The sequence below is a fragment of the Paraburkholderia fungorum genome (genome assembly GCF_003610895.1).
GTDB lineage: Bacteria > Pseudomonadota > Gammaproteobacteria > Burkholderiales > Burkholderiaceae > Paraburkholderia > Paraburkholderia fungorum_B.
In genome coordinates, this window is the sequence record NZ_MCAS01000002.1 from 99,358 (window position 1) to 123,933 (window position 24,576).

At 64.2% G+C, this 24,576-nt stretch carries 17 protein-coding genes and 1 riboswitch; of the genes, 8 read left to right on the top strand and 9 right to left on the bottom strand.

Going from position 1 to position 24,576, the window contains the following annotated elements; translation table 11 throughout:
- Nucleotides 1-13: 13 nt before the first annotated feature.
- The 3 genes from BCY88_RS03335 (at nt 14) to BCY88_RS03345 (ending at nt 3,650) form a co-directional block, all read left to right on the top strand.
- Nucleotides 14-2,500, top strand: coding sequence for a TonB-dependent siderophore receptor (locus BCY88_RS03335; protein ID WP_120342992.1), 2,487 nt, complete (start codon nt 14-16; stop codon nt 2,498-2,500).
- A gap of 72 nt (nt 2,501-2,572) precedes the next feature.
- Nucleotides 2,573-3,337: a cobalamin B12-binding domain-containing protein gene (locus BCY88_RS03340; RefSeq protein ID WP_259461222.1), complete on the top strand. Its 765-nt coding sequence runs from the start codon at nt 2,573-2,575 to the stop codon at nt 3,335-3,337.
- Nucleotides 3,338-3,434: 97 nt separating this feature from the next.
- Entirely contained in the window at nt 3,435-3,650 is a 216-nt protein-coding gene (locus tag BCY88_RS03345; RefSeq protein ID WP_120342873.1) for a hypothetical protein, read from the top strand.
- Between the two features lie 101 nt (nt 3,651-3,751).
- On the opposite strand, the gene BCY88_RS03350 is transcribed toward BCY88_RS03345, so the two are convergent.
- Nucleotides 3,752-4,033, bottom strand: a complete 282-nt coding sequence (locus BCY88_RS03350; protein ID WP_120342993.1) for a DUF4148 domain-containing protein — start codon at nt 4,031-4,033, stop codon at nt 3,752-3,754.
- A 294-nt stretch (nt 4,034-4,327) separates the two neighbouring features.
- Here BCY88_RS03350 and BCY88_RS03355 point away from each other — a divergent pair, with 294 nt between their 5' ends.
- The 3 genes from BCY88_RS03355 to BCY88_RS03365 all read left to right on the top strand — a co-directional run bounded on the left by BCY88_RS03355 (nt 4,328) and on the right by BCY88_RS03365 (nt 10,553).
- Nucleotides 4,328-7,573, top strand: coding sequence for an efflux RND transporter permease subunit (locus tag BCY88_RS03355; protein ID WP_120342874.1), 3,246 nt, complete (start codon nt 4,328-4,330; stop codon nt 7,571-7,573).
- A 274-nt stretch (nt 7,574-7,847) separates the two neighbouring features.
- A complete protein-coding gene (locus BCY88_RS03360; RefSeq protein WP_259461223.1) occupies nt 7,848-9,005 on the top strand; it encodes an efflux RND transporter periplasmic adaptor subunit in 1,158 nt (385 codons plus the stop codon).
- Nucleotides 9,006-9,074: 69 nt separating this feature from the next.
- On the top strand, nt 9,075-10,553 hold the full coding sequence (locus tag BCY88_RS03365; RefSeq protein ID WP_404935671.1) for an efflux transporter outer membrane subunit: 1,479 nt from the start codon (nt 9,075-9,077) through the stop codon (nt 10,551-10,553).
- Here BCY88_RS03365 and BCY88_RS03370 read toward each other — a convergent pair.
- The 3 genes from BCY88_RS03370 to BCY88_RS03380 form a co-directional block, all read right to left on the bottom strand.
- On the bottom strand, nt 10,534-12,117 hold the full coding sequence (locus tag BCY88_RS03370) for a heavy metal sensor histidine kinase (protein WP_120342877.1): 1,584 nt from the start codon (nt 12,115-12,117) through the stop codon (nt 10,534-10,536). The two genes, BCY88_RS03365 and BCY88_RS03370, sit on opposite strands and share 20 nt — an antisense overlap.
- On the bottom strand, nt 12,117-12,794 hold the full coding sequence (locus BCY88_RS03375; RefSeq protein ID WP_120342878.1) for a heavy metal response regulator transcription factor: 678 nt from the start codon (nt 12,792-12,794) through the stop codon (nt 12,117-12,119). The genes BCY88_RS03370 and BCY88_RS03375 overlap by 1 nt, the downstream gene beginning before the upstream one ends.
- A 116-nt stretch (nt 12,795-12,910) precedes the next feature.
- The gene (locus BCY88_RS03380; protein WP_120342879.1) at nt 12,911-13,840 is read right to left on the bottom strand and encodes a LysR family transcriptional regulator; all 930 of its coding nucleotides are present in this window, start codon (nt 13,838-13,840) and stop codon (nt 12,911-12,913) included.
- A gap of 224 nt (nt 13,841-14,064) precedes the next feature.
- Between BCY88_RS03380 and BCY88_RS03385 the strand changes: the two genes are divergently transcribed.
- Together BCY88_RS03385 and BCY88_RS03390 are read left to right on the top strand one after the other, a co-directional pair.
- Nucleotides 14,065-15,372, top strand: coding sequence for an MFS transporter (locus BCY88_RS03385; protein WP_120342880.1), 1,308 nt, complete (start codon nt 14,065-14,067; stop codon nt 15,370-15,372).
- Nucleotides 15,373-15,563: 191 nt separating this feature from the next.
- Nucleotides 15,564-17,060, top strand: a complete 1,497-nt coding sequence (locus tag BCY88_RS03390) for a M81 family metallopeptidase (RefSeq protein WP_120342881.1) — start codon at nt 15,564-15,566, stop codon at nt 17,058-17,060.
- A gap of 29 nt (nt 17,061-17,089) precedes the next feature.
- On the opposite strand, the gene BCY88_RS03395 is transcribed toward BCY88_RS03390, so the two are convergent.
- From BCY88_RS03395 to BCY88_RS03415, 5 genes are all read right to left on the bottom strand, one after another.
- The gene (locus tag BCY88_RS03395; RefSeq protein WP_120342882.1) at nt 17,090-18,010 is read right to left on the bottom strand and encodes an ABC transporter ATP-binding protein; all 921 of its coding nucleotides are present in this window, start codon (nt 18,008-18,010) and stop codon (nt 17,090-17,092) included.
- Between the two features lie 79 nt (nt 18,011-18,089).
- Nucleotides 18,090-19,061 (bottom strand): ABC transporter permease, encoded by a 972-nt coding sequence (locus BCY88_RS03400; RefSeq protein WP_120342883.1) that lies wholly within the window; start codon nt 19,059-19,061, stop codon nt 18,090-18,092.
- A 111-nt stretch (nt 19,062-19,172) separates the two neighbouring features.
- On the bottom strand, nt 19,173-22,790 hold the full coding sequence (gene uca, locus BCY88_RS03405; RefSeq protein ID WP_120342884.1) for an urea carboxylase: 3,618 nt from the start codon (nt 22,788-22,790) through the stop codon (nt 19,173-19,175).
- Nucleotides 22,787-23,443 carry an urea amidolyase associated protein UAAP2 gene (locus BCY88_RS03410; protein ID WP_120342885.1) on the bottom strand — a complete coding sequence of 219 codons (657 nt, stop codon included), beginning with the start codon at nt 23,441-23,443 and terminating at the stop codon, nt 22,787-22,789. Before BCY88_RS03410 ends, uca begins: the two co-directional genes overlap by 4 nt.
- Before the next feature lie 11 nt (nt 23,444-23,454).
- Nucleotides 23,455-24,210, bottom strand: a complete 756-nt coding sequence (locus BCY88_RS03415; protein ID WP_120342886.1) for an urea amidolyase associated protein UAAP1 — start codon at nt 24,208-24,210, stop codon at nt 23,455-23,457.
- A gap of 57 nt (nt 24,211-24,267) precedes the next feature.
- Nucleotides 24,268-24,425: riboswitch (guanidine-I (ykkC/yxkD leader) on the bottom strand.
- Nucleotides 24,426-24,576: the final 151 nt, after the last annotated feature.

The following is a 24,576-nucleotide window of genomic DNA, read 5'->3' on the forward strand; positions in this document are numbered from 1 at the left end:
GCGAGCTTTGAACATGGCACAGTATCGAAAGACCGGCGCCGGCAGCCGTAGCGCTTTATCCGCGCGACAGCCGGCACACTTCGCACGGCATCTCGCCACGGCCGCGCTGATCTCGGCGGGACTGCCGTTCAACGTGGCGCTGGCAGCCGATGCCCCGTCCGCCGCCGAGGCGCCGGCGCGCAAGAGCTACGACATTCCGGCCGGCCCGCTCGAAGCGGCGCTCAATCGCTTCGGGCGCGAGAGCGGGCTGCTGCTGTCGTTTCCGGCGGCACTGACAGACGGACGCAGGAGCGACGGCCTGCACGGCGATTACGACGTACAGCAAGGCTTCGATCGAATCCTGCGCGGCACGGGACTCGGCGCGGTGCAGCAGTCCAATGGCAGCTATACGCTCGTTGCGCGCACGGAATCCGCGGCGAACGACGGCCACACGGACGGCACCACCCTCCCCGCCGTGACGGTCAGCTCGACGATGGTGAAAGCCGGCAGCTACCGGCCGCCCGTCGACTCCGTGGTGACACGTTCGGACACACCGGTGCTCGACACCGCCCAGGCCGTGAATATCGTGCCCGCCCAGGTGCTGCGCGACCAGCGTCCGCGCAATCTCGACGATGCGCTCGCGAACGTGAGCGGCATCGTGCAAGGCAACACGCTGGCCGGCACCCAGGACACCTTGCTCAAGCGCGGCTTCGGCGGCAATCGCGACGGCTCGATCATGCACAACGGCATGCCGCTGGTGCAGGGGCGCGCGTTGAACGCGGCGGCCGACAGTGTCGAAGTGCTCAAAGGCCCGACCTCGCTGTTGTACGGGATCATGGACCCGGGCGGGGTCGTCAACGTGGTGAGCAAACAGCCCTTGCTCCAGCCTTATCACGCGATCTCCGTGCTCGGTTCGACCTATGGACACGGCCGCAATGGAGCCGGCGCCACGCTCGATACGACCGGGCCGATCGGCGACTCCGGCCTCGCCTACCGGCTCGTTGTCGATCAAACCAATGAGCAATACTGGCGCAACTTCGGTGAGCATCGCGAGACGCTCGTGGCGCCGTCGCTCGCGTGGTACGGACGCGATACGCAGGTGGTGGTGTCGTACGAATATCGCAAGTTTCTTTATCCCTTCGACCGCGGTACGGCGCTCGATCCGAAAACCAACCAGCCGCTTGCCATTTCGAGCCGCGAACGCCTCGACGAACCGTTCAACACAATGGACGGCGAATCGAATCTCGCGCAAATCAGCGTCGATCATCAGATCAACCCCAACTGGAAGGCTCACTTCGGCTACAGCTACAACCGTGAGACTTACGACGCGGGCCAGTTGCGCGTGCAAGGCATCAACAGCACAACCGGCGCCGTGTCGCGCAGCAACGACGCGACGCACGGCGCGCTCAGCACGGACAGCTACGCGATCGCCTATGTGGACGGCCATTTCGACGTCGCCGGTTTGCGCAACGATCTGCAGGTTGGCGTCGACAGCGAGTACCGCCGCATCTATCGCAAGGATTTGCTGCGCCAGGCCACGAAATATCCGTTCAATTATTTCAACCCGATTTACGGCCGCGAGAGCCCGTCGACCACGGTGTCGGCGAGCGACAGCGATCAGACCGACACGCTGCACGACCGCTCGTTCTTCTTCCAGGACAATCTGCATCTCACCGACAAATGGATTCTGATCGGCGGCGCGCGTTTTCTGAGCTACAACCAGATCGCGGGCAAGGGCCGGCCGTTTGTCGTCAACACCGACATCAACGGCAGCAAATGGCTGCCGCGCGCGGGCGTGGTCTACAAATGGACCGACACGGTGTCGCTCTACGGCAGCTATACGCAGTCGCTCAAGCCGACGTCGACGATCGCGCCGCTTGCCACCGGCGTGGTGATCGATTCGTCGGTGAAGCCTGAAGAAGCCACCTCGTGGGAGCTCGGCGCCAAGATCGCGATGCCCAACGGCCTGAGCGGCACGCTGGCGCTTTTCAATATCGACAAGAAGAACGTGCTGGTGCAGCAGTACAACGACACCACCAAACAGACCGACTGGCGTACCGCCGGCAAGGCGCGTTCACGCGGCGTGGAACTCGACGTGGCCGGCCAGATCGGCCAGCACTGGAGCGTGATTGCGAGCTATGCGTATATCGACGCGAAGACCACTGAAGACCCGCTGTACGCCGGCAAGCGTCTGTGGAATGCGCCGCAGAATACGGCGTCGCTCGCGGCCGTGTACGACTTCGGCACGATCTTCGGCGGCGACCAGTTGCGCGTGGGCGCCGGGGCTCACTACGTTGGCCCACGCCCGGGCGATTCGGCCAATAGCTTCACGCTGCCGGCTTATACCGTCGCCGACGCTTTCGCTACATACGAAACGAAACTCGGCAATCGCCATCTGTCGTTCCAGCTCAACGTGAAGAATCTGTTCAACAAGACTTATTACCCATCGAGTGCGAACAGGTACTTCGTAGCGGTTGGCGACGCACGTCAGGTGTCCTTGCTGTCGACGCTCGAGTTCTAGGCGGCGCCTGCACAGCGCGCGCGACACACACGATGCGCGCGTTCGATGAATCAACATGAGACTGGAGCCGTTATGAAGCATTGGAATAATCCTGCTGACACGGGCGTCGCGCCCGCTCGCAAGCGACGCCGGACATTTATCACCGCGGCAGCTAGCCTCGCCGCGTTACTGACTGTCGCGACACCTGGCGCGCGCGCCGCATCGAGTGGACCCCGCACGGGCAAAAAAGTCGCGATGGTCGTGCAATTGAACGGACCGAGCCTGCCCGTCGACCAGAAAATCGCGGCACATCTTGAGGCACGCGGCTACAGCGTGCGCATGCTGGATCAGGCGCAGCCTCCTGAGGCGGTGGGCGACGCGGATCTGGTCGTCATTTCATCGACGGTCTCGTCGAAGCAGGTGGCGGGTGGCTGGCGCTACCTGGCCAAGCCTTTGCTGACATGGGAAAACGATCTGCTCGACGACTTCGCGATGACGGGCAAGCGTCACGACGTCGATTTTGGCGAAGCGGAGAAAGAGCGCTACGTGTGGCTGGTCAACGCGCCCCACCCGATTGCAGCGGGTTTGCCGGCCGGCGTGACGAACGTCTATGTCAAACAGGCGGGAATGAGTTGGGGCAAACCGGGCCTGGGCGCGACGACGATTGCAACGCTGTATGGCCAGCCGGAAAAGGCGGCGATTTTTGCCTACGAGAAAGGCGCGACGATGGACTACGAGTCGTTGGCGCCGGCCCGACGCGTGATGTTCTTTCTGAACAACGATACTTTCGGCAACCTCTCGCCGGCGGGGAGCAGTTTGTTTGATGCGGCGGTGGACTGGGCGGTGGGGTTGAGTTGAAGGGAAAGATGAGTTTCCCAATGTAGAAATAATTGACAGGAGAGCCTTGTTTGAACCGATGTTTCCCGATTGAGAAACAAACGGGGAAAACGCAGGGATGCTGCCTTTCTTTCCCGATAGAGAAACTATGTCACGTGCGGTCCTCCGGCATGCGCCGGCCCTTGCCGCGTCAGACATCTACGCAGGCGATGAGCGCGAGCTGGTCCGGCAGATTTCGGGCTTCATCAGCGCGCAGGCGCATCGGCTTATCGAACTTGCGCCGCACATACCCAAGGTTGACCCGGACTTGTTGCAGTCAGCGGCGCGCATCTGATCGACCATCGCGCTGCGGTGAGAGCATTGCCCCACACGGAGGCAATGCCAACAGAGCAATAAGAAAGCAAGGACAGACCAACACCGAAGGCAGCCACACCATCAATTAGAAACCGCCTTATCCTGCCCCATTGGCGATTCAGCCGTTTTCAATGCCCCATCCGTCCCATGCTGAATCGCATAAATCTCGCGATTCCTCGCAATCTCCGCCGCCGTAGGCGGATAGTCGTTATTGGGCGCCGGTACAAGCCCTTGAGCCTGAGCCTGCTGCAATTGAGCCATGACATCGGCCCGCGTCAGTCCTGACGGATTGGATTGGGCAAACGCATTCGCTCCGAACGGCAAACTAAGCGCGGCAACGGCAATAGCGGTAAGCAGTTTCATGATGTCTCTCCGATGAAAGTGTGAGAACTGAGTGGCCTGAACCACGCTTCCCATTCTTGTCATTTCAGCTGTCGGAGCACTGACCTGCGGATTACCGTTTTGTTATCTACGCACCGGGCTTAAACAAAAACCCCGGAAACAAAAAGCCGCAGATAACAGAACGGTAATCTACCCGACCACCCCCGGTAAGCGCCCACCCTCCACACTCCTGACTCACAAAGAAGCCCGCGTCACACGCCACCAGGTGCCAAAGCACGACGCCCGCCTCCCCCCGCCTCTTTTCAGGAAACCGTCATGTGGATCGTCAAGCTCGCGCTGCGCCGCCCATATACATTCGTGGTTCTCGCGGTGTTGATCTTTATCGTCGGCCCGCTGGCGATACTGCGCACGCCCACCGACATCTTCCCGAACATCGACATTCCGGTGGTCAGCATCGTCTGGACGTATAACGGCTTCTCCGCCCAGGACATGGCCAATCGCATCACCTCGAACTACGAACGTGCGCTGACCTCCGACGTCGACGATATCGAGCACATCGAGTCGCAATCGCTGAACGGCGTCTCGGTGGTGAAGATTTTTTTCCACCCCGGCGCGGACATCAATCGCGCGATCGCCGAGGCGGCCTCCAATTCCGCGTCGATCCTGCGCGTACTGCCGCCTGGCACGCTGCCGCCGAACATCATTACGTACAACGCTTCGACGGTGCCGATCCTGCAGCTCGGACTCTCCAGCAACACGCTTTCCGAACAGCAGCTGTACGACCTCGGCAACAGTCAGATCCGCACGCAACTGGCAACGGTGCAAGGCGCCTCGGTGCCGCTGCCGTTCGGCGGCAAGGTGCGGCAGATCATGGTCGATATCGATCCGCGCGCGCTTCAGGCCAAAGGCCTTGCCCCGCTCGACGTGGTCAATGCCGTCAACGCCCAGAACCTGATTCTGCCGGGTGGCACCGCGAAGATCGGCACGAAGGAATACAACGTGCAGATGAACGGCAGCACCGACACGGTGGCCGCGCTGAACAACCTGCCCATCAAGACGGTGGCGGGCGGCGTGGTGTATGTGCGCGACGTCGCCCATGTGCGCGACGGCTATGCGCCGCAAACCAACATCGTGCGCAGCGACGGCAAACGCGCCGCACTGCTTACCATCGAGAAATCTGGCAGCACGTCCACCTTGACCATCATCCAGCAGGTCAAGGCCATGTTGCCGCATATCGCGGCCGGGTTGCCGAGCGCGTTGCATATCACCGCGTTGTCGGATCAATCGGTGTTCGTGAAGTCGGCAGTGGTGGGCGTGGCGCGCGAAGCCGTGATCGCCGCAGCCCTGACCGCAGTGATGATCCTGCTGTTTCTCGGCAGCTGGCGCGCCACGCTGATCATCGCGGTATCGATCCCGCTCGCCGTACTGACCTCGCTGATCGCACTTTCCGCGCTCGGCCAGACCATCAACATCATGACACTCGGCGGACTTGCGCTCGCCGTGGGGATTCTCGTCGACGATGCCACGGTCGCGATCGAAAACATCACACATCATCTGGAAAACGGCGAGCCGCTGCACGACGCAATTCTGAACGGCTCGGGCGAAATCGCCGTGCCGACCTTTGTCTCGACGCTGTCGATCTGCATCGTGTTCGTGCCGATGTTTCTGCTTTCCGGCGTGGCCCGCTATCTGTTCGTGCCGCTCGCCGAAGCGGTGGTGTTCGCGATGATCGCGTCGTACTTCTTCTCGCGTACGCTGGTGCCGACCCTCGCGATGTATCTGATGCGTGCGCGCAGCAACGCGCCAGTCACGGGCAACGGCCCGATTGCACGCCTGGTCCGCTTCCAGGCGGCCTTCGAACATCGCTTCGAGCGGTTGCGCGAACGCTATCGCGGCGTGCTCAGTTCGGCGATCGCGGCGCCGCGCCGTTTTATCGCCATCTTCCTGCTGCTGTGTATCGGCTCGCTCGCGCTGGTGCCGTTCGCCGGCCGCGATTTCTTCCCCGCAGTCGATACCGGCGAGATTCGCCTGCATCTGCGTGCGCCGACCGGCACGCGTATCGAAGACACCGCGCGCATCACCGATGAAGTCGAAGCGCGTGTGCGTAGCGTGATCCCGAAGCAGGAACTCGCGGCCATGCTCGACAACATCGGCGTGCCGGTGAGCGGCATCAACCTGACCTACGATTCATCCGACCCGATCGGCCCGGAAGACGCCGACGTGATGATCACGCTCGCCGCCGGCCACAAACCCACCGCCGCCTATGTGGCGACGCTGCGCAGCACACTATCCAGAGATTTCCCCGGCGTCACGTTTGCCTTCCTGCCCGCCGACATCGTCAGCCAGATTCTCAACTTCGGCCTGCCCGCGCCGATCGATATCCAGATCGTCGGCAACAAGCTCGACGCCAATCGCGTCGTGGCGAACCGCCTGCTCGCGCAACTGCGCGGCGTGCGCGGCCTCGTCGATGCGCGCATCCAGCAACCGGGCGACGAACCGGCGATCAACGTGAATGTCGACCGTACGCGGGCCATTCAGGCCGGCCTGTTGCAACGCGACGTGTCGCAGAACCTGCTGATCGCGTTGTCCGGCAGTTCGCAGACTTCGCCGAATTTCTGGCTCGATCCGAGCAACGGCGTCAGCTACCCGCTGATGGCGATGATGCCGCAGTACGACATCAACTCGCTGCAGTCGCTGGCCAATATCCCGGTCGCGCAGAGCGGCGGCGCGAGCCCAGGCGCAACGGCGGCGTCCGTTGCTGCGAACGGCAACGGTCCCGCGCCGCAGAACCTGCTCGGCGCGTTGAGCACGCTGACACGCGGCACCCAGCAAGCCGTCGTTTCGCACTACAACGTGCAGCCGGTACTCGATATTTTCGCCTCGGCGCAGGGGCGCGACCTTGGCGGCGTCGCAACCGATGTCACCCGCCTCGTCGATCAGATCCGGCCGCAGTTGCCGCCCGGCGCTTCAATCGTGATGCGCGGCCAGGTACAGGCCATGCACGATTCGTTCAGCGGCCTCGCAAGCGGTCTGGTGTTCGCGATCGCCCTCGTCTATCTGCTGATGGTCGTCAATTTCCAGTCCTGGCTCGATCCGTTCATCATCATCAGCGGCTTGCCGGGCTCGCTCGCGGGCATCGCGTGGATGTTGTTCAGCACCGGCACGAGCCTGAGCGTGCCTGCGCTAACCGGCACCATTCTGTGCATCGGCATTGCTACGGCTAACAGCATTCTCGTGATCAACACCGCACGTGAATTTCACCATGGCGGCAAGCCGCCGCTGCAGGCCGCACTCGAAGCGGGTTTCAGCCGCTTCCGGCCGGTGCTGATGACTGCGCTCGCGATGCTGATCGGCATGCTGCCCATGGCACTCGGCCTCGGCGACGGCGGGGAGCAGAACGCGCCGCTTGGCCGCGCGGTGATCGGCGGCCTCGCACTCGGCACGGTGTCCACGCTGCTGTTCGTTCCAGTTGTCTACGGGATGGTGCATGCGTGGCTCGACAAACGCCGTGCGGCTCGCGCCGCCGCACAGGAATCCCGCGTTCCCGCCCGCACACTTTGACTTCGACGAGAGTCCACTCATGAACAATTCATCACTTCCGCCCGAGCTCGGCGACGGGTCTGAACCGGCCCGCGAAGCTGATCGAACCGCTAACGCTGCTCAGGTCGCTAAGGTTGCTAAGGCCGCCGAAACGGTCCGTGCCGCCGAGACTGCGCACGCGGCAGGAACTGCGGCGCATGGCGCTGAGACTGCTCAGTCCACTCGACCCGCTCAGCCCGCGAACGACAAGGAAGACTCGCATGCGGATAACACCGGAACTGCCCGCGCCCCCGACATGACCGCCAGCCCGAGGCCACGCCGCCGCCTCTGGCCGCTCGCCTTGACCGGCCTCGCCGCCGCGCTGCTGATCGCCGGCATCGTGCCGCGTCTGTACGCAAGCGCCGCGCTAACGCAACAAACGCAAGCGCAGAGCATGCTCAGCGTGTCCGTGGTCACGCCGCGCCCGGCGCCTGCCGTCCATGAGTTGCTGTTGCCCGGCTCGGTGACGCCTTTCGCCGAAGCATCGATCTATGCCCGCACAAGCGGTTACCTGGCGCACTGGAACGCCGACATCGGCGCCCAGGTGAAAGCCGGTCAGACGCTCGCCACGATCGATGCGCCCGATCTCGACGCGCAACTGCGCCAGGCCCGCGCCGACGAAGCCACCGCGCAGGCCAACTTCGACTTCGCGAAGACCACCGCGCAGCGCTGGCAGGAGATGCTGAAAACCCAGTCGGTCGCGCAGCAGGACGCGGATACGAAGGTCAGCGACATGGAAGCGCGCCGCGCGATGCTGGCGTCGGCGCAGGCCAACGTCGCGCATCTGGCCGAGCTGGTGTCGTACGAAAAGATCACCGCGCCGTTCGACGGCACGATCACCGCTCGCAACGTCGATGTCGGCACCCTGGTGACGGCGGGCGGCACGCCCGGCACGCCGGGTATGTCAGGCGAGCTGTTTCATCTTCAGCAGACCGGCGTGCTGCGCGTGTTCGTCGACGTGCCGCAGAACGACGCACCCTACGTCACGCCCGACACTGCCGTGTATCTGAGCGCCCAGCAGTATCCCGGGCGGCACATCGCCGCAAGGGTGGCGCGCACGACCGGCTCGATCGATCCGTCGAGCCGCACGCTGCGCGTCGAGATCGACGTCGACAACAAGGATGGCGCGCTGATGCCAGGCGCTTATGTACAGGTGCATCTGCAGTTGCAGTCGAGCACGCCGGCGCTCGATTTACCGGTGAGCGCCCTGCTCTTTCGCCCGGACGGCGTGACGGTTGCCGTAGTCGACAGCAACGGGCGTGCGGCGCTCAAGACGGTGCAGATCGGCCGCGATTTCGGCACGCATGTGGAGATCACCACGGGGCTTGCCGCGACCGACCGCGTAATCGACAACCCCGGCGATTCGCTGAGTGCCGGCCAGCTCGTGCAGATCGCGCCGGCCATGCATAGCTGAGCGCCAGTCATCGAAAGGACGAGCCGAATGTCTCCCACATCTTTTCCACGCCCGTCGCTGCACCGTTCGATGGTGGCCGTGCTGATCGGCGCACTGCTGAGCGCCTGTTCGACTTTGCCGCCCTATCAGCGGCCCAGCGCCGGGATCCCCGCACAATACGCAGGCGCGGCGCCCGGCTGGGCCCAGGCCGCACCTGCCGACACCGCACCGCGTGGCCCATGGTGGACGATCTTCAACGATCCGGTGCTGAATCAGCTCGAAGCGCGCGTCGACGTCTCGAATCAGACCGTGCGCAAGGCGGTCGCGCAGGTTCAGCAAGCGCGTTCGATGGTGGCCTATCAGCGCGCCGGTTTCTTCCCGACCATCACCGCCGGTGCTGCGCAAGACCGCTTCCGGACCTCGCAGAACGTCGAAGGCAAATCGCTCGCGGGCAAGACTGTGCCCGATTATTCGGCCGGTGTGTCGGCGAGCTGGGAGCCTGATCTGTTCGGCCGTGTGCGCGACAGCGTGGCCGGCGCGCGGGCCGACGCTGAGGCGAGCGAAGCGGACCTCGAAGCCGTGCGCCTGTCGATGAGCGCCGATCTCGCCGTCGACTATTTCACCCTGCGCTCGCTCGACACGCAAAAGAAGCTGCTCAACGACAGCGTAAGCGCCTACGCCGCCGCTCTGAAGCTCCTGCAGCAGCAACTAAAAGACGGCGCGATCGACGCCTCCGCGGTCGCTCAGGCCACCACCCAACTCGAAGCAACGCGCACGCAAGACACCGATATCGACGTGACGCGCGCGCAGATGCAGCATGCAATTGCCACGCTGATCGGCGAACCGGCCTCGACCTTCACGCTGCCGCCGAATGGCTCGGCCGCGACACCGCCGGCGATTCCCGTCGGCGTGCCGTCGCAACTGCTCGAGCGGCGCCCCGATATCGCCGCCGCCGAATGGCGCGTGGCGTCGGCGAACGCACAGATCGGCGTGGCGCACGCGGCTTTCTTCCCTGATCTGGTGCTGTCGGCGAGCGCGGGGCTGGAAAGCACCTTCTTCGCGCCGTGGTTGAGCGCGCCAAGTCTGTTCTGGTCGCTCGGCCCACAACTGGTCGGCACGCTGTTCGACGGCGGCAGGCGCACGGCCAGCCTGCACGGCGCGACAGCGCAGTACGACGGCGCGGTGGCGGATTACCGGCAATCCGTGCTGGTTGCCTTCCAGCAGGTCGAAGACAATCTGTCCGCCCTGCATTCGCTCGCCGACGAAGCCGCCAGCCAGCAGCGCGCCACTACGGCCGCCGATCTGTCGTTACGGCTCACGACGAACCGCTTCAACGCGGGCGCGGTCAGTTATCTCGACGTGGTCACCGCGCAGACGATTGCGTTGACGAACCAGCGCATCGCGGATCAGATCGCGGCGCGGCGGCTGGAGTCGAGCGTGTTGTTGTTGAAGGCGCTGGGCGGCACATGGCGTGGCCCAGGCAATGGCGCGCAGGCGCCGGATGTGGCGGCTGCCCTGCCTGCCTCTCAGCTTTCCGCTCAGCCTGCCGCTAAACCCGCCGGAACGTAAGGACGAAACGCGTGCTCTGCGCGTCGCTTTCGGCATGCACCGTGCCGCCATGCAACTCCATGATCGTGCGGACAATGGCAAGGCCAAGGCCGGTCGAACCCGTGGATGCTTGCGACGAACCTGTGGGCGGCAGCGCACTGCGCGACGGATCGATGCGATAGAAACGGTCGAAGATCCGCTCGAGATGCTCGGGCGCAATCGGTTGGCCCTGGTTCGACACGGTGACGCGCACCGTGTCGGCCGATGCGTGAACGTCGAGCACGATCTCGCCGCCTTGTGGCGTATAACGGATCGCGTTGGCCAGCAGATTGCTGACGGCGCGGCGAAACAGTTCGAGATCCGCCGTCAGCAGCGCCGTACCGGTAACCCGTACGCTGACATTCGCATCGTCGGCGATGCCTTCGAAGTATTCGGCGATTCGCGTCAGTTCCTGCCCTGCATCGAACTCGCGCATGTGTTTGACGAACTGCGGATGCTCGGCGCGAGCGAGGAACAGCACGTTTTCGATCATGCGCGCGAGGCGGTCGCATTCCTCCAGATTCGAGGCGAGCAGCGACTCATATTCCTCGGTGGAGCGTGGCCGGGCGAGCGCGACTTCGGCGGCGCCACGCATGTTGGCAAGCGGCGTGCGCATATCGTGCGCGAGGTCGGCGGTGAAGCGCGACAGGTGCTGAAAACCGCGGTCGACGCGTTCCAGCATGGCGTTGAGCGCATTCACCAGGGCTTCGAGTTCGCTCGGCACCCGCGCGACCGTGATCCGCGTGTTCAGGCGATTGACCGTGACGCCGGCGGCACTCGCCGCGATATCGCGCAACGGCCGCATGGCGGCGCGGATCAGCAGATAACTCAGCAGTACTGCCAGAATCACGCCGGCCGCGCCTGCAAGGTTGAGCTTGTCGCGATAGCGGTCGAGCAGCCGCCAGCGGTCGTTCATGTTGCGCGCAATCAGCACGGTTGCCGTGTCGCCGTCGAGCAGCCGCGCGTCCGCGAGAATGCCGCGGATCGGTGCGCCATTGCGGCCGGTCCAGATGCCGATATCCATTTCGGTGATGCGTGCGGCAGCGGCAATACGTGTGAGCGGCGGCAACGCGGCGAGCGTCCCGACGCCGCCCGCTTCAGCGGTTTCGCCAGGATCCTGGGTATCGGTTACCGCGTTTGCTTCACCCGGTTCGCTAGCCCCTTCGAGTGCACTGGAAACATTCGGCGGGTTCGAGACCGATAAACCCGCGCTACCTGCCGCGCCGCCCGGCGCCGGGAATGTCTCTCCGGCGTTGTGCTCGATCGCCATGCTCCCATCCGGGCCGAACACTTCCATCGACATCGCCTCATTACCCAGCACGAGACTAGTCAGCCGGTCGCCGTGCTCGCGAATGCCTTGCGCTGTATCGAGCTCCTGGACGAGCCGCCGCGCATGACGCGCGGCGAGCACGATGTCGAGATCGTCCTGCGCCTTGATCTGCTTTTCCAGCGCAAGGTACAGAAAACTCCCGACCAGCACGAAAACCGCGAGCGTGGTGACACCGAACGCCAGCGCAAGCGTTGCGGCGAGCGAGCGACCGCGCATCAAGCCGCATCCTTCAGTTCGAGTACATAACCGACGCCGCGCACCGTGTGAATCAGTTTGACGGGAAAGTTATCGTCGATCTTGGTACGCAGCCGGCGGATCGCCACTTCGACGACATTGGTGTCGCTGTCGAAATTCATGTCCCACACATACGAGGCGATCTGCGTGCGGCTTAGCACTTCGCCCTGGCGGCGCGCGAGTAACTGCAGCAGCGAAAACTCGCGTGGCGTGAGATCGATGCGCGTGCCGCCGCGTTTCACGCGCCGGCGATTGACGTCCATTTCCAGATCGCCCACCTTGATCAGTTCGCTTTCGCGCGGCGGCCCCCGGCGCGCCAGCGTGCGTACGCGGGCCAGCAATTCGACGAAGGCGAAGGGCTTGACGAGATAATCGTCCGCGCCGAGTTCGAGGCCGCGCACGCGGTCGTGGACGTCGTCGCGCGCGGTGAGAAACAGCACCGGTGTGGTACGCGTGCTGCGCAAGGTCTTGACGATGGTCCAGCCGTCCATGCCGGGCAGCATCACGTCGAGCACGATCACGTCGTACTCTTCTTCCTGCGCGAGAAGCAGCCCTTGTGGGCCGTCGTTCGCGACATCGACCGCGTAGCCAGATTCTTCCAGGCCTTTCTTCAGGTAAGCCGCTGTTTTGAGCTCATCCTCGATCACCAGGATTCGCATGGGGAGTGCTCCGCTGTGCTTGACCGTCAAATCATACCGGCAAGCGAAGCGCGTCGTGATTACGATCCGGTAATGTTGGCAGAGGTGCGTGGCCGGCCACGCCGGCTCGCACAGCGTTACGCGGAACCGGCCGCCGTGCCGTTGAACATCGACATTCTTTCCAGCATCCAGCGCAGCAATTCGTCCGCGGCGGTGGCGAGCGGCCGCCCCGCTCGTACCAGTATCCGCGCCTTTGCCGAGGCGAACAGCGGGTGCTCGATCGGCAAGGCCACAAGTTCACCCGCCGCGATCTCGTGCATGGCGGCGAAGCTTCCTATCAGCGTTGCCCCGTCGCCCTTCTTCACGAAGCGTTTCAACACCGTCAGCGAGTTGGTGGTGAGCGTCGGGCGGATCTGCACGTTATCGGCGAAGGCGAGCATCTGCACCGCCTGCCCGAGACCGAACGCCGGCGGCATCAGGGCGAGCGGACACTGGAGCATCTCCTCGACGCTGACCGGCCCGCCGCGCAGCGCGAGCGGATGCCCCGCGTGCACGAGCAGCACGACAGGCTGCAGCGAGGTCGCCCGGTACTCGATGTGCGGGTCGCCCGGCGGGTTGTACGCGAGCCCGATATGGGCGCGGCTTTCGACGACTTCGCTCACGATATCGTTGACCGCGCGCGTTTCCACCGTGATGTCGAGTTTCGGATAGCGGGTGCAGAAGTCGGTCAGCACTTCGTCCATCAGGCCGTCGATATAGCCTTCGCTGATCGCCAGCCTGACATGCCCCTGCTGCAGGCCATGGAGCGCCTGCAAGCGCTGTTCGAATTGTTCCTGCTGCGCCTGGCAGCCGCGCCAGAACTCGATCAGATGCTGCGCCGCTTCGGTGGGCGCGACGCCGCGCGCGCGGCGCTCGAACAGCGGCGCGCCGATCTCTTCCTCCAGCAGCTTGATTTGCCGCGTGATCACCGACGCGGCCGTATTCAGCCGGTCTGCCGCGCCGCGAATCGAGCCGTGGGCGAGCACTTCATGGAAATAGCGCAAGCGGCGCTGGTTGATTTCCCGCATCGTCTGCTTCCTTTGGCTTTGCGTGTGCTTTTGCCGTTCGCTTCGCTCATGTCCGGCAATCGGTGAGCGTTGCCCAATGAGCAACAATACGTCACTTTGGTTGCTCTTGCTACCCAGTTATTGGTTACCGACTATCGGCTCGTTGCCTGAAAAACAATCGGTACCCCGCCATCGCGTGGTCGTTCCCTGCCCGCCACTCGCAACTGTTCCCCTGGAGGCTGTCCGTGTCCGCTATTCCATCGAATCCGAGTGCCGACGAGGCCACGGCGCTTTACAGCCGCCTCAACTGGCGTTTGCTGCCGTTCCTGCTCATCTGCTATCTGTTTGCGTGTCTCGACCGGCTCAACATCGGCTTCGCGAAATTGCAGATGCAGAGCGATCTGGGTTTTTCCGATGCGGTCTACGGCGTCGGCGCGGGCATCTTTTTTCTCGGTTATGTGTTGTTCGAAGTGCCGAGCAATCTGCTGCTGCCGAAAGTGGGGGCGCGCAAGACGATCAGCCGCATTCTGGTGCTGTGGGGCCTCACGTCCGCGTCGATGCTGTTCGTCCACAACGTGCCGATGTTTTACGGGCTGCGCTTCCTGCTCGGCGTATTCGAAGCCGGTTTTGCGCCGGGGATGATCTTTTATCTGACGCTCTGGTACGGCGAAGCCCGCATGGCGCGTGCGATCGCGACCGTGATGATTGCCGGCCCGCTCAGCGGCGTGGTTGGCGGCCCGCTGTCGACGTGGGTCATGACAGCCTTTGCGGGCGCCTATGGGCTCGCCGGCTGGCAATGGATGTTTCTGGTCGAAGGGCTGCCGTGCATCGTGCTTGGCGTGATCGCGTGGTTCTTCCTGGTCGACCGTCCCGCCGACGCGAAGTGGCTCTCCGCCGACGACAAGCGCCTGCTCGACAGCGGGCTGGGCGCACCACCCGCGGCGCATCACTCATTCGGGCAGATCGCGCGCGATCCGCGCGTGTATCTGATGGCGATCGCCTATTTCTGCGTGATCTGCGGCATCTACACGGTCAATTTCTGGCTGCCGACCATTCTCAAGGCCGACGGTGTGACCGACACGATGCAGATCGGCCTCTACTCGACGATTCCCTACATCGCCGCGGTGATCGGCATGTATCTGGGCGGCCGCAGTTCGGATCGCCACGGCGAGCGGCGTTGGCATAGCGCGGCGCCGGCGCTGATCGGCGCGGTGGCGCTGGCCGTCGCCACGCTCGCGAGCGGACATCTCGTGATGTCGCTGCTGTTCATGACCGTCGCCACGGCGATGATGTGGGTTTCCTACACCGTCTTCTGGGCCATTCCGTCCGCGTATCTGAAGGGCGATTCGGCCGCCGGCGGCATCGCGCTGATCAACACCATCGGCCTGCTGGGCGGTTTTCTGAGCCCCACGATCATCGGTTGGGCCAAGACCGCGACAGGCAGCCTGCAGGCCGGCCTGTACGTGATGGTCGGGCTGCTGGCGCTCGGCGCGCTCCTGCTGGTGGTGAACCGCCTGCCTTCGCCAACGGCCGCGCAGGCTCGCGGAGTCTGATACGCCGATTCGCGTGAGTCAGCGATCAAGCTCAGTGACCAGGCTCAGTGACCAAGCTCAGTGACCAAGGTTAGTGACCAAGGTTAGTGACCAAAGTCAGCGACCAAAGCCAATGACCGGCTGCGTCACCAGACTCAACGGACAACCCGGCGCGACCCCGCGCGCCGGCCTCTTCAACGGAGAGCATCAACGTGGCATTCAAGATTCTGATTGCTGGCTTCCAGCATGAGACCAATACCTTTGCGCCGTCGCCCGCGACCTACGAGAGCTTCGTGCGCGGCGAAGGCCATCCGGCCATGACGCGCGGCGCTGCCGTGCTCGCGCTACGCGACGTCAATCTGCCGATCGGCGGCTTCATTGTGGCGAGCGAGCAGCATGGCCATACGTTGCTGCCGGTGATCTGGGCTGCGGCAAGCCCGTCCGCACAAGTGACGCAAGACGCCTACGAGCGGATTGCCGGCGAGATCGTTGCGGCCGCCGGCGCCGGTGGTTTCGATGCCATCTATCTCGACCTGCATGGCGCGATGGTTGCGCAGCACGTGGACGACGGCGAAGGTGAACTGCTGGCGCGGCTGCGGGCAAAGGTCGGTGCGTCCGTGCCGATCGTCGCTTCGCTCGACCTTCATGCGAACGTCACCGAGCGCATGCTCGCGAGCGCGGACGCGTTGGTCGCTTACCGCACCTATCCGCACGTCGACATGGCGGCCGCGGGTGCGCGCGCGGAACGCCTGCTCGTGCGTCTGCTGGACGAGCGCAAGCCGCTCGTGCGGGCCGCGCGCCGTTTGCCGTTTCTGATTCCGATCAACGGCATGTGCACCCTGCTCGAGCCGGCTCGCTCGCTGTACGAAACGCTCGGCGCGCTGGAGCAGGATCAGGTCGTCTCGCTCTCGTTCGCGCCGGGTTTTCCGGCCGCCGATTTTCCGGAGTGCGGCCCGGTCATCTGGGGCTATGGCGACACCGCGGCCGCCGCGCGCACGGCCGTCGACGCGCTCTACGACATCATGCTGCGCGACGAATCGCTATGGGCCGTGCCGTTTCTCTCTCCCGAGGCCGCTGTCGCCGAAGCAATACGCCTGAGCGGCACGGCGCAGAAACCCGTGGTGATCGCGGACACCCAGGACAATCCTGGCGCAGGTGCGGATTCGAACACGACCGGCATGCTGCGCGCGTTGCTGGCCGAAGGCGCCGAGGATGCCGCAGTCGGCCTGATCTGGGATCCGGAGGCAGCCGCGCAGGCGCACGCGGCGGGCGTAGGCGCCACCCTCGAGTTGGCGCTCGGCGGCCGCTCGAACGTGGCGGGCGACGCCCCATTCGTGGGCCGCTTCGAAGTCGTGGCGCTGTCCGACGGCCGATGCCGCTACGACGGGCCGATGATGCACGGTATGCAGGTGAATCTCGGCCCCGTCGCCTGCCTGAAAATCGGCGGCGTGCGGATTGCCGTGAGTTCGACCAAGGCGCAGATGCTCGACCGCAATCTGTACCGGGTCGCGGGCATCGAGCCGGAACAGATGAAAATACTCGTGAACAAGAGCTCAGTGCATTTTCGGGCCGACTTCGAGCCGATTGCGCACGCCGTGCTGGTCGCCAAGGCCCCCGGGCCGATGACCGCCGATCCTGGCGACCTGCCGTGGACACGGCTCACGCCCGGCATCCGCACACGGCCGATGGGCGCGCCGTTCGCGGGCTAGATGCGCTGCGCCCGGCGCAACGGCCGCCTTCACTCGACGTTATCCGTCACGTCCGTCATCCGGATCATGTGCGGCTTGACGATGTCGTCTTCGTCTTCGTCATCGGCGGCGGCCGTGGGCGGATGAATCAGTGCTTCGAGCCGCGCCCTGGTGGCAAGAAATTCCGCCGATGTAACTTGCGAATAATCGCGCGGACGCGGCACTGGCACCTCGATCAATTCCTGCACCTCGCCGGGATTGGCCTTCAACACCAGGATGCGGTCGGCGAGAAAAATTGCCTCGTCCAGATCGTGCGTGATGAACAACACGGTCACGTCGATGTTGCGCCAGATATCGAGCAAATGGGTCTGCATCCTGGCCCGGGTCTGCGCATCGAGCGCGCCGAATGGTTCGTCCATCAGCAGAATGCGCGGCCGGTTCGCGAGCGCGCGGGCAATCGCCACGCGCTGCTTCATGCCGCCGGACAATTGATGCGGATAGACATTGGCGAACTTCGTCAGGCCCACCAGATCGAGCCATTGCAGCGCTTCGCGCTCGGCGTGCATGCTGCTGTGGCCGTTCATCTTCAACCCGAACATGACGTTTTTCTTGACCGTCAGCCACGGAAACAGCGTGTAGCCCTGAAACACCATGCCGCGATCGGCGCCGGGCCCCTCCACGGGTGCGCCGTCGAGCAGCACGCTGCCGCTCGTTTGCCGCTCGAGGCCCGCGAGAATGCGGATCAGGGTCGACTTGCCGCAGCCCGACGGTCCGATCACGCAGACGAACTCGCGCCGGTGCGTCCTGAAGCTGATGTTGTTCAGTGCGGTGCACTCGCCCTGCGGGCTCTGGAAACGCTTGCCGAGATCGCGGACCTCGAGAATGACCTCGCGCGACTTGAGACGGTCAAAGCGTTCGCGCACCGCTTCGGACTGGATAAGGTACGACGGAATCGGTTGCGGATTGAGCATGATTGAATCCTTTGAATGCGGTGCGATGGAGTGCCGTGCGCTATCGGGGTGACGGCAGGCCGTAGCGCGAACGGTCCCACTAGGCTTTAAGCGTGCGGTCCCACGGAAACAGTCTGCGGCCGATGTAGGCCAGCACGAGGTCGGTGCCGAGCCCGATGATGCCGATCATCATGATTGCCGCGTAGACGTTGTCGAAATGCTCATAGCGCGCCTGCTGCGTGATGTACCACGTGATGCCGGAGCTGGTGCCGACCAGCTCCGCCACGATCAGATACGTCCACGCCCAGCCGAGCAGGATGCGCTGATCGCGATACAGGTCGGGCAGGATGCCGGGGATCACCACATGCGTGAGCAGCCTGAATTTCTTCGTGCCGAGCGTCATGGCCGCTTCGAACAGACCGTACTCCAGCTTGCGGGTCGTGTTGGCCACGATCAGCACCTGCTGGAACAGCGTGCCGATTACGATGATCGCGATCTTCGGGCCGTCGTAGATGCCGAGAATCGCCACCATCAGCGCACCGAACGCGGGCGCCGGCAGGTAGCGGAAGAACTCGAAAAACGGCTCCTGCAGCCGCGCGATCGCGCTGTAAGTCCCGCAGACAATGCCGACCGGCACGCCGATCGCGGACGACAGCAGAAAGCCCCAGAAGATCACCTGGATGCTGTGCCACAAGCTTTGATGCAGCCATACGCCGTCGCGCGAGGCAGGCGGTGTCGTGAACGCGGTGTAGAACGCGCGCAGCACTTCGTGAGGCGCGGGCAGGTACACCGGGTTGACCGGCTCGCCTGTCGGCAACGCGGTGTGGCCCGCTCGCGCACGGCTCAACTCGTCACCGAAGACCTCCTTGTCGACACGCATGCCAGACTGGAAATAGTCGACGCTGCCCGGACTTTCGATCAGCACCTGCGGATGCCAGACGAACGGTATGTAGCTGACGATGCACCATACGAGAAGCGGCAACAAGAACGAGCCGAAGCCCAGCAGCCACTTGCCGCGTGCGGAGAGTTCGCGGCGCACCGCGAACCAGTCGCTCCTGTTAATCACGGTCATGGGATTCTCCGAAAGAGTGTCCGGTGCCGGAACCGGGTTCGTCCGGCGCGCGGCGTGGCCGCCGCGCCGCTGGCGAAATCGGCTTCGATTCGAACAGGTTGTCGGGTCGTGTCACTTGCATGCAGCCTCCTCGGTGGTGCCGGGCGCAACGCCTGCGCCTTGTGCCCGCAGCACCATCAACCTTTGCCCCGCGACCACCGCTGCGCCCGCGGCACAATCGATCCTGTCGATCACGCCGTCTGCCGTGGCGGTCACGGACACTTCCATCTTCATCGATTCGACGATCGCCACCACCTGCCCTTCGCACACACGCTCGCCTTCGCTGACCAGCAGTTTCCAGACGCTGCCCGAGACGTCGGCGACGATGCCCTGCAGACCCGCCGCCAGCGCGTCGTGCGCGCCGTTGCCGGTGGCCGGACCCGCATCGTTGCCGGATTCGCCGACGTACTCGGCGTGTCCCGCGGCATTCCAGCGCTCGCGTTCTTCATCAAACGCTGCCTGTTGGGAGCGCTTGAAGGCCGCGATCGATCCGGCTTCGTCCTTCAGGAAACGGTTGTATGCACCGAGGTCGAATACCGACTCCTCGATCTTCAACGTCGCGCGGCCCGCGATGAAATCGGCGCGCAGCCCGGCCAACTCGGCCTCGCTGACTTCGTAGAAACGGATCTCGTCGAAAAAACGCAGCAGCCACGGCTTGCCGGTTTCGAACTCGCGGGTGGTGCGATAGCGGTTCCACATTTGCACGGTACGGCCGACAAACTGATAACCGCCCGGCCCTTCCATGCCGTACACGCACAGATAGGCGCCGCCGATCCCCACCGCGTTTTCCGGCGTCCAGGTGCGCGCGGGGTTGTACTTGGTCGTGACAAGCCGGTGGCGCGGATCGAGCGGCGTCGCCACCGGCGCGCCGAGATAGACGTCGCCGAGACCCATCACCAGGTAACGCGCGTCGAACACGATGCGCTTCACGTCGTCGATGCTGTCCAGACCGTTGATACGGCGAATGAACTCGATATTGCTCGGGCACCACGGCGCATCGGGACGTACGGATTGCATGTAGCGTTCGATCGCGATCCGCGTCGACGGGTCGTCCCAAGACAGCGGCAGATGCACGATGCGGTTCGGCACGCGCATCTCGTCGACGGCGGGCAATTCACGCTCGGCCTTCTGAAGATGCGCAAGCAAGGTGTCGTGTGACAGCGCACGCGGGTCGAAATGCACCTGCAGTGAGCGGATGCCCGGCGTGAGATCGACGATGCCCGGCAGCCGGTGTGTCTCGAGCCAGTTCATCAATCCATGCACGCGAAAGCGCAGGTTCAGGTCGAGCATGAGCGGACCATATTCGATCAGCACGTTCTGGTCGCCCGAGCGGCGGTAGACCACGCCGGTGCCCTCGCCCGCGGACGGATCGCTGTAGAGGACGCAATCGTGCGCAGCGGGATTCGCGTGTGCCATGAAAGCAGCCGATGCTGCCGCTGGCACGCGCGCCGGTTCGAAGCGCACGGTGTCGCCCGGCCGCAGTTGTCCGAGCTTCCACAACTCGTCGCTCACCACCGTCACCGGACAGACAAAGCCGCCGAGGCTCGGACCGTCCGGGCCGAGAATCACCGGCATGTCGCCGGTGAAATCCACCGCGCCGAGCGCATATGCATTGTCGTGAATATTCGACGGATGCAGCCCCGCTTCGCCGCCGTCCGTGCGCGCCCATTGCGGCTTCGGACCGATCAGCCGCACGCCCGTGCGGCTGGAGTTGTAGTGGACCGTCCAGCGCGTGCCGTACAACATGGCGATGTCGTCGGGCGTGAAAAAATCCGGCGCACCATGCGGGCCGTCGAGCACACCGAGGGTCCAGTCGTGCGTCAGTACCGGCACACGCGCGGCATCGAGTTGTGCGCCCGCTTCGCCGCGGCCTGCGTCGGCGGCGAGATGCAGCACATCGCCCTTGCGCAGCGCGCGCCCCGCGTGCCCGCCGAACTGGCCCAGCGTAAAGGTCGCTTTGCTGCCGAGATAGTCCGGCACCTGCAAGCCGCCCTTGAGCGCGAGACAGGCGCGCATGCCGGCACCGGTCACACCGCCGAGTTTGAGCACGGAACCCGCCAGTGCGCGCGTCACCTGCCATAACGTGACCGGCTGCCCGTCGAGCGTGGCGGCGAGCGGCGCGCCGCCCAGCACGAACAGCGTCGCGGTGTTGAAGCGCAGCGTTGCGCCGACCATCGCACATTCGAGTCCCGCCGCGTCAGCCGGATTGCCGAGCAGTTCGTTGGCGAGCCGGAACGACAGATCGTCCATCGGGCCGGACGGCGGCACGCCGATGTCCCAGTAGCCGACGCGTCCCGGCGTTTGCTGCACGGTGGTTTGCACGCCGCCGTCGAGCACGTCGACGGTATGCGGCGCGAACATGAACCGTGCGAGGAAGGCGGTGGTTTGCTCGCCTCGTGCGAAGGTCGCCGAGCCGGCAATGGCGCGCAGATAGTCGAGGTTCGTTTCGATGCCGTATAGCTGCGTATCCTTCAGTGCGGTGCGCATGGCCGCAAGCGCGGCATCGCGCGTTGCGCCTTTGACGATGATCTTCGCGAGCAGCGGATCGTAGAACGCACTGACTTCGGTGCCGGCGTCGACCCAGGTATCGACCCGCGCATCCGCGGCGAAAGCGACGTGCGTCAGCACGCCTGCGCTCGGCTGAAACTGTTTATGCGGGTCTTCCGCGTACAGGCGGACCTGGATGCTCGCACCGCGGGGCGTCGGCGCCAGCGTATCGAGCGGCGCCAGTTCGCCCGCGGCCTGACGGATCATCCATTCGACCAGATCGACACCCGTGACTTCCTCCGTGACGCAATGCTCGACCTGCAACCGCGTGTTCACTTCGAGAAAATAGAAGCAACGCGTGTCGGCATCGAATACGAATTCGACCGTGCCGGCGGATTCGTACTTGACGGCCTGCGCGAGGCGCACGGCGCTCGCATGCAGCGCCGTGCGTTCCGCCTCGCTCAAACCCGGCGCGGGGGTCTCCTCGATCACCTTCTGGTTGCGCCGCTGCACCGAACAGTCGCGCTCGCCGAGCGCAATCACACCGCCCTCGCCGTCGCCGAAAATCTGCACTTCGATGTGGCGCGCGTTCTCGACAAACTTCTCGACATAGACGCCCGCGTTCGCGAAGTTAGCCTCGCCGAGCCGCGCGACCGATGCGAATGCGCTCTCCAGTTGCGCCGCATCACAGCACAGCGACATGCCGATGCCGCCGCCGCCCGCGGTGCTTTTCAGCATCACGGGATAGCCGATCGCCCCCGCCTCGCTTAACGCGGTTGCCACATCGGGCAGCAAGCCAGTGCCGGGCAGCAACGCTACGTCGTTCGCCTGCGCGAGCTCGCGTGCGGTGTGCTTCAGGCCGAATTCGAGCATCTGCGCGGGGCGCGGCCCGATGAAACGGATGCCCGCGTCTTCGCATGCCTGGGCGAACGCCGCATTCTCCGAGAGAAAACCGTAGCCGGGATGCACGGCATTCGCGCCGCTCGTGCGCGCAGCTTCGAGAATCGCCGCGCTATTCAGATAGCTGGCGGCCGCCACCGCCGGGCCGATGCAGACCGCTTCATCGGCGAGCATGACGTGCATGGCGTGGCGGTCGGCTTCCGAATAGACCGCCACCGACGCAATGCCGAGGCGCTTGAGCGTACGGATCACGCGGCAGGCGATTTCGCCGCGATTGGCAATCAGGACTTTGTCGAATGTCATTGGGCGTCCCAGATGGTCAGGCGCACGGGCGTCGGGTTGTAGCCGTTGCAGGGATTGTTCAGTTGCGGACAGTTCGAGATCAGTACGGTCACGTCCATCTCGGCGCGCATTTCGACATATTTGCCCGGTGCAGAGATGCCGTCTTCGAAGCTCAGTTTGCCGAGCGGCGTCACCGGGACATTCATGAAGAAGTTGATGTTGCTGACAATGTCGCGCTTGGTGAGCTGTGTGCCCACGCCGCAGGTGCAATGCGTGAGCGCGTGCAGAAAGCTGTCGCGGCAGCTGTGCATATGGCGTTTGTCGAGCGCATAGCGAACCGTATTGCTCTCGGCCGCGCAGGCGCCGCCCAGGGTATCGTGCCGCCCGCACGTGTCCGCGACGAGGGTCAGCATCGGCTTGCCGAGGTTTGACATCAGCACGCTGCCGGCAGAGAGATAGAGGTTGCGTTGCGCGCGAATCGTGTCCTGCGCACTGTAGCGTTCGAGCGGATCCGCGCTGTTGTAGAACAGCGTGTCGACGGCCTGATTGCCTTCCAGATCGAGAATGCGCAACACCTGGCCGCGCTTGACTTCATGCAGCCACGGCTCGCCGGACGGCAGCGTAAGGTCGTAGACCGCGTGACGGATATCGAGCCTGCTTTCAATGATGGACATCGCGGGTCTCCTTAAACGAACAGACGATCGGTGTTGACAAAGCCGCGCTCGTTCTCGGGACAGGCGCAACGGCAGGGATCGTCGGGCGGCACGCAAGCATCGGCGGCATACGCGCGGTACGCGATCAGCTTGACGGGCTTCGGTTCGTATTCGGCGGACGGGTTCAACGGATGCGGCGCGGTGGAAAACGCGGCGAGCGTGTCCATTTCGAAACGCAGGTCGAACGCCGAGCCGGGCGTGGAATGTCCTGCGACGAAGTCGAGCGCGCCATCCTCGCCGATCGCGAGCTTGCTGAAAAAGTTGATATTGGCGACCAGATCGCGCGTGCCCAGACCATGTTTGGCCAGCTCGAGCAGCAGACTGTCGCGGCCGTTGCGCACCATCGCATTGCGATGGTGTTGATAGCGGGCCGCGCCATACCGGCTTGCGAACAGTTCAGCGTCGCCCACGCCGCCCAGGGGATCGTGCCAGCCGAGGGTGTCGGCCGTGATCGAGGCGAGCACGCGGCCCATATCCGAATAGAGCACGTGAGCGCGTGTCAGATGCGCGGTGTGCTGCGCCTTCAGCGTATCGGCCATGTTGTAGCGTTCGAGCGGCGCGTCGTGCCGGTAAAACACGGCGGCCAGGTTCGCGCCGCCATCGGTGTCGACGACGCGCAGCGCAATGCCACGGCGCAGCACGCCGGACCAGTGGGTGCCGGCAGGAAGCACGGTCTCCCACAACACATGCGGGATCGGGGTGAGATCGACTGAGGTTTGCGTCGACATGGAGGCTCCAGGTATCGGTTGGGAAAAAGCATGAGAGGGCGATTGACCGACATCGCGACCTCCCGGGCTTTTATCCCTCCGTGGAGCCTCGCCGACGCCTTGAAAGAAGGTGAACGGCAAGACCGGATTGCTCTCGGACCAGACATCGTGCGTGCGCTTTAAAGCCACCAAAAAGCCTTTAAGGCGGGACGACCGGAACCCTAGCGATCCTGAAGATGATGCAAATTACTTCGCACCTCTCACTGCATCGTTAAGCGAGTTGCGTGCCAGCGTCGTGTTGCCGAGGTGGCAAGCACTGGATGACAAGGGCTTGGGTGCTTTGAGCGGCGTGATACGGGCGAGCGGCGATGAGCCGGATTGTTAGCC

Bases quoted from the DNA above. Each gene is read 5' to 3' on its own strand.
- uca (WP_120342884.1), bottom strand. From the start codon at position 22,790: ATGACATTCGACAAAGTCCTGATTGCCAATCGCGGCGAAATCGCCTGC.
- BCY88_RS03355 (WP_120342874.1), top strand. From the start codon at position 4,328: ATGTGGATCGTCAAGCTCGCGCTGCGCCGCCCATATACATTCGTGGTT.
- BCY88_RS03380 (WP_120342879.1), bottom strand. From the start codon at position 13,840: ATGCGGGAAATCAACCAGCGCCGCTTGCGCTATTTCCATGAAGTGCTC.
- BCY88_RS03345 (WP_120342873.1), top strand. From the start codon at position 3,435: ATGCTGCCTTTCTTTCCCGATAGAGAAACTATGTCACGTGCGGTCCTC.
- BCY88_RS03370 (WP_120342877.1), bottom strand. From the start codon at position 12,117: ATGCGCGGTCGCTCGCTCGCCGCAACGCTTGCGCTGGCGTTCGGTGTC.
- BCY88_RS03415 (WP_120342886.1), bottom strand. From the start codon at position 24,210: ATGTCGACGCAAACCTCAGTCGATCTCACCCCGATCCCGCATGTGTTG.
- BCY88_RS03350 (WP_120342993.1), bottom strand. From the start codon at position 4,033: ATGAAACTGCTTACCGCTATTGCCGTTGCCGCGCTTAGTTTGCCGTTC.
- BCY88_RS03400 (WP_120342883.1), bottom strand. From the start codon at position 19,061: ATGACCGTGATTAACAGGAGCGACTGGTTCGCGGTGCGCCGCGAACTC.
- BCY88_RS03410 (WP_120342885.1), bottom strand. From the start codon at position 23,443: ATGTCCATCATTGAAAGCAGGCTCGATATCCGTCACGCGGTCTACGAC.
- BCY88_RS03340 (WP_259461222.1), top strand. From the start codon at position 2,573: ATGAAGCATTGGAATAATCCTGCTGACACGGGCGTCGCGCCCGCTCGC.
- BCY88_RS03365 (WP_404935671.1), top strand. From the start codon at position 9,075: ATGGTGGCCGTGCTGATCGGCGCACTGCTGAGCGCCTGTTCGACTTTG.
- BCY88_RS03395 (WP_120342882.1), bottom strand. From the start codon at position 18,010: ATGCTCAATCCGCAACCGATTCCGTCGTACCTTATCCAGTCCGAAGCG.
- BCY88_RS03335 (WP_120342992.1), top strand. From the start codon at position 14: ATGGCACAGTATCGAAAGACCGGCGCCGGCAGCCGTAGCGCTTTATCC.
- BCY88_RS03375 (WP_120342878.1), bottom strand. From the start codon at position 12,794: ATGCGAATCCTGGTGATCGAGGATGAGCTCAAAACAGCGGCTTACCTG.
- BCY88_RS03360 (WP_259461223.1), top strand. From the start codon at position 7,848: ATGACCGCCAGCCCGAGGCCACGCCGCCGCCTCTGGCCGCTCGCCTTG.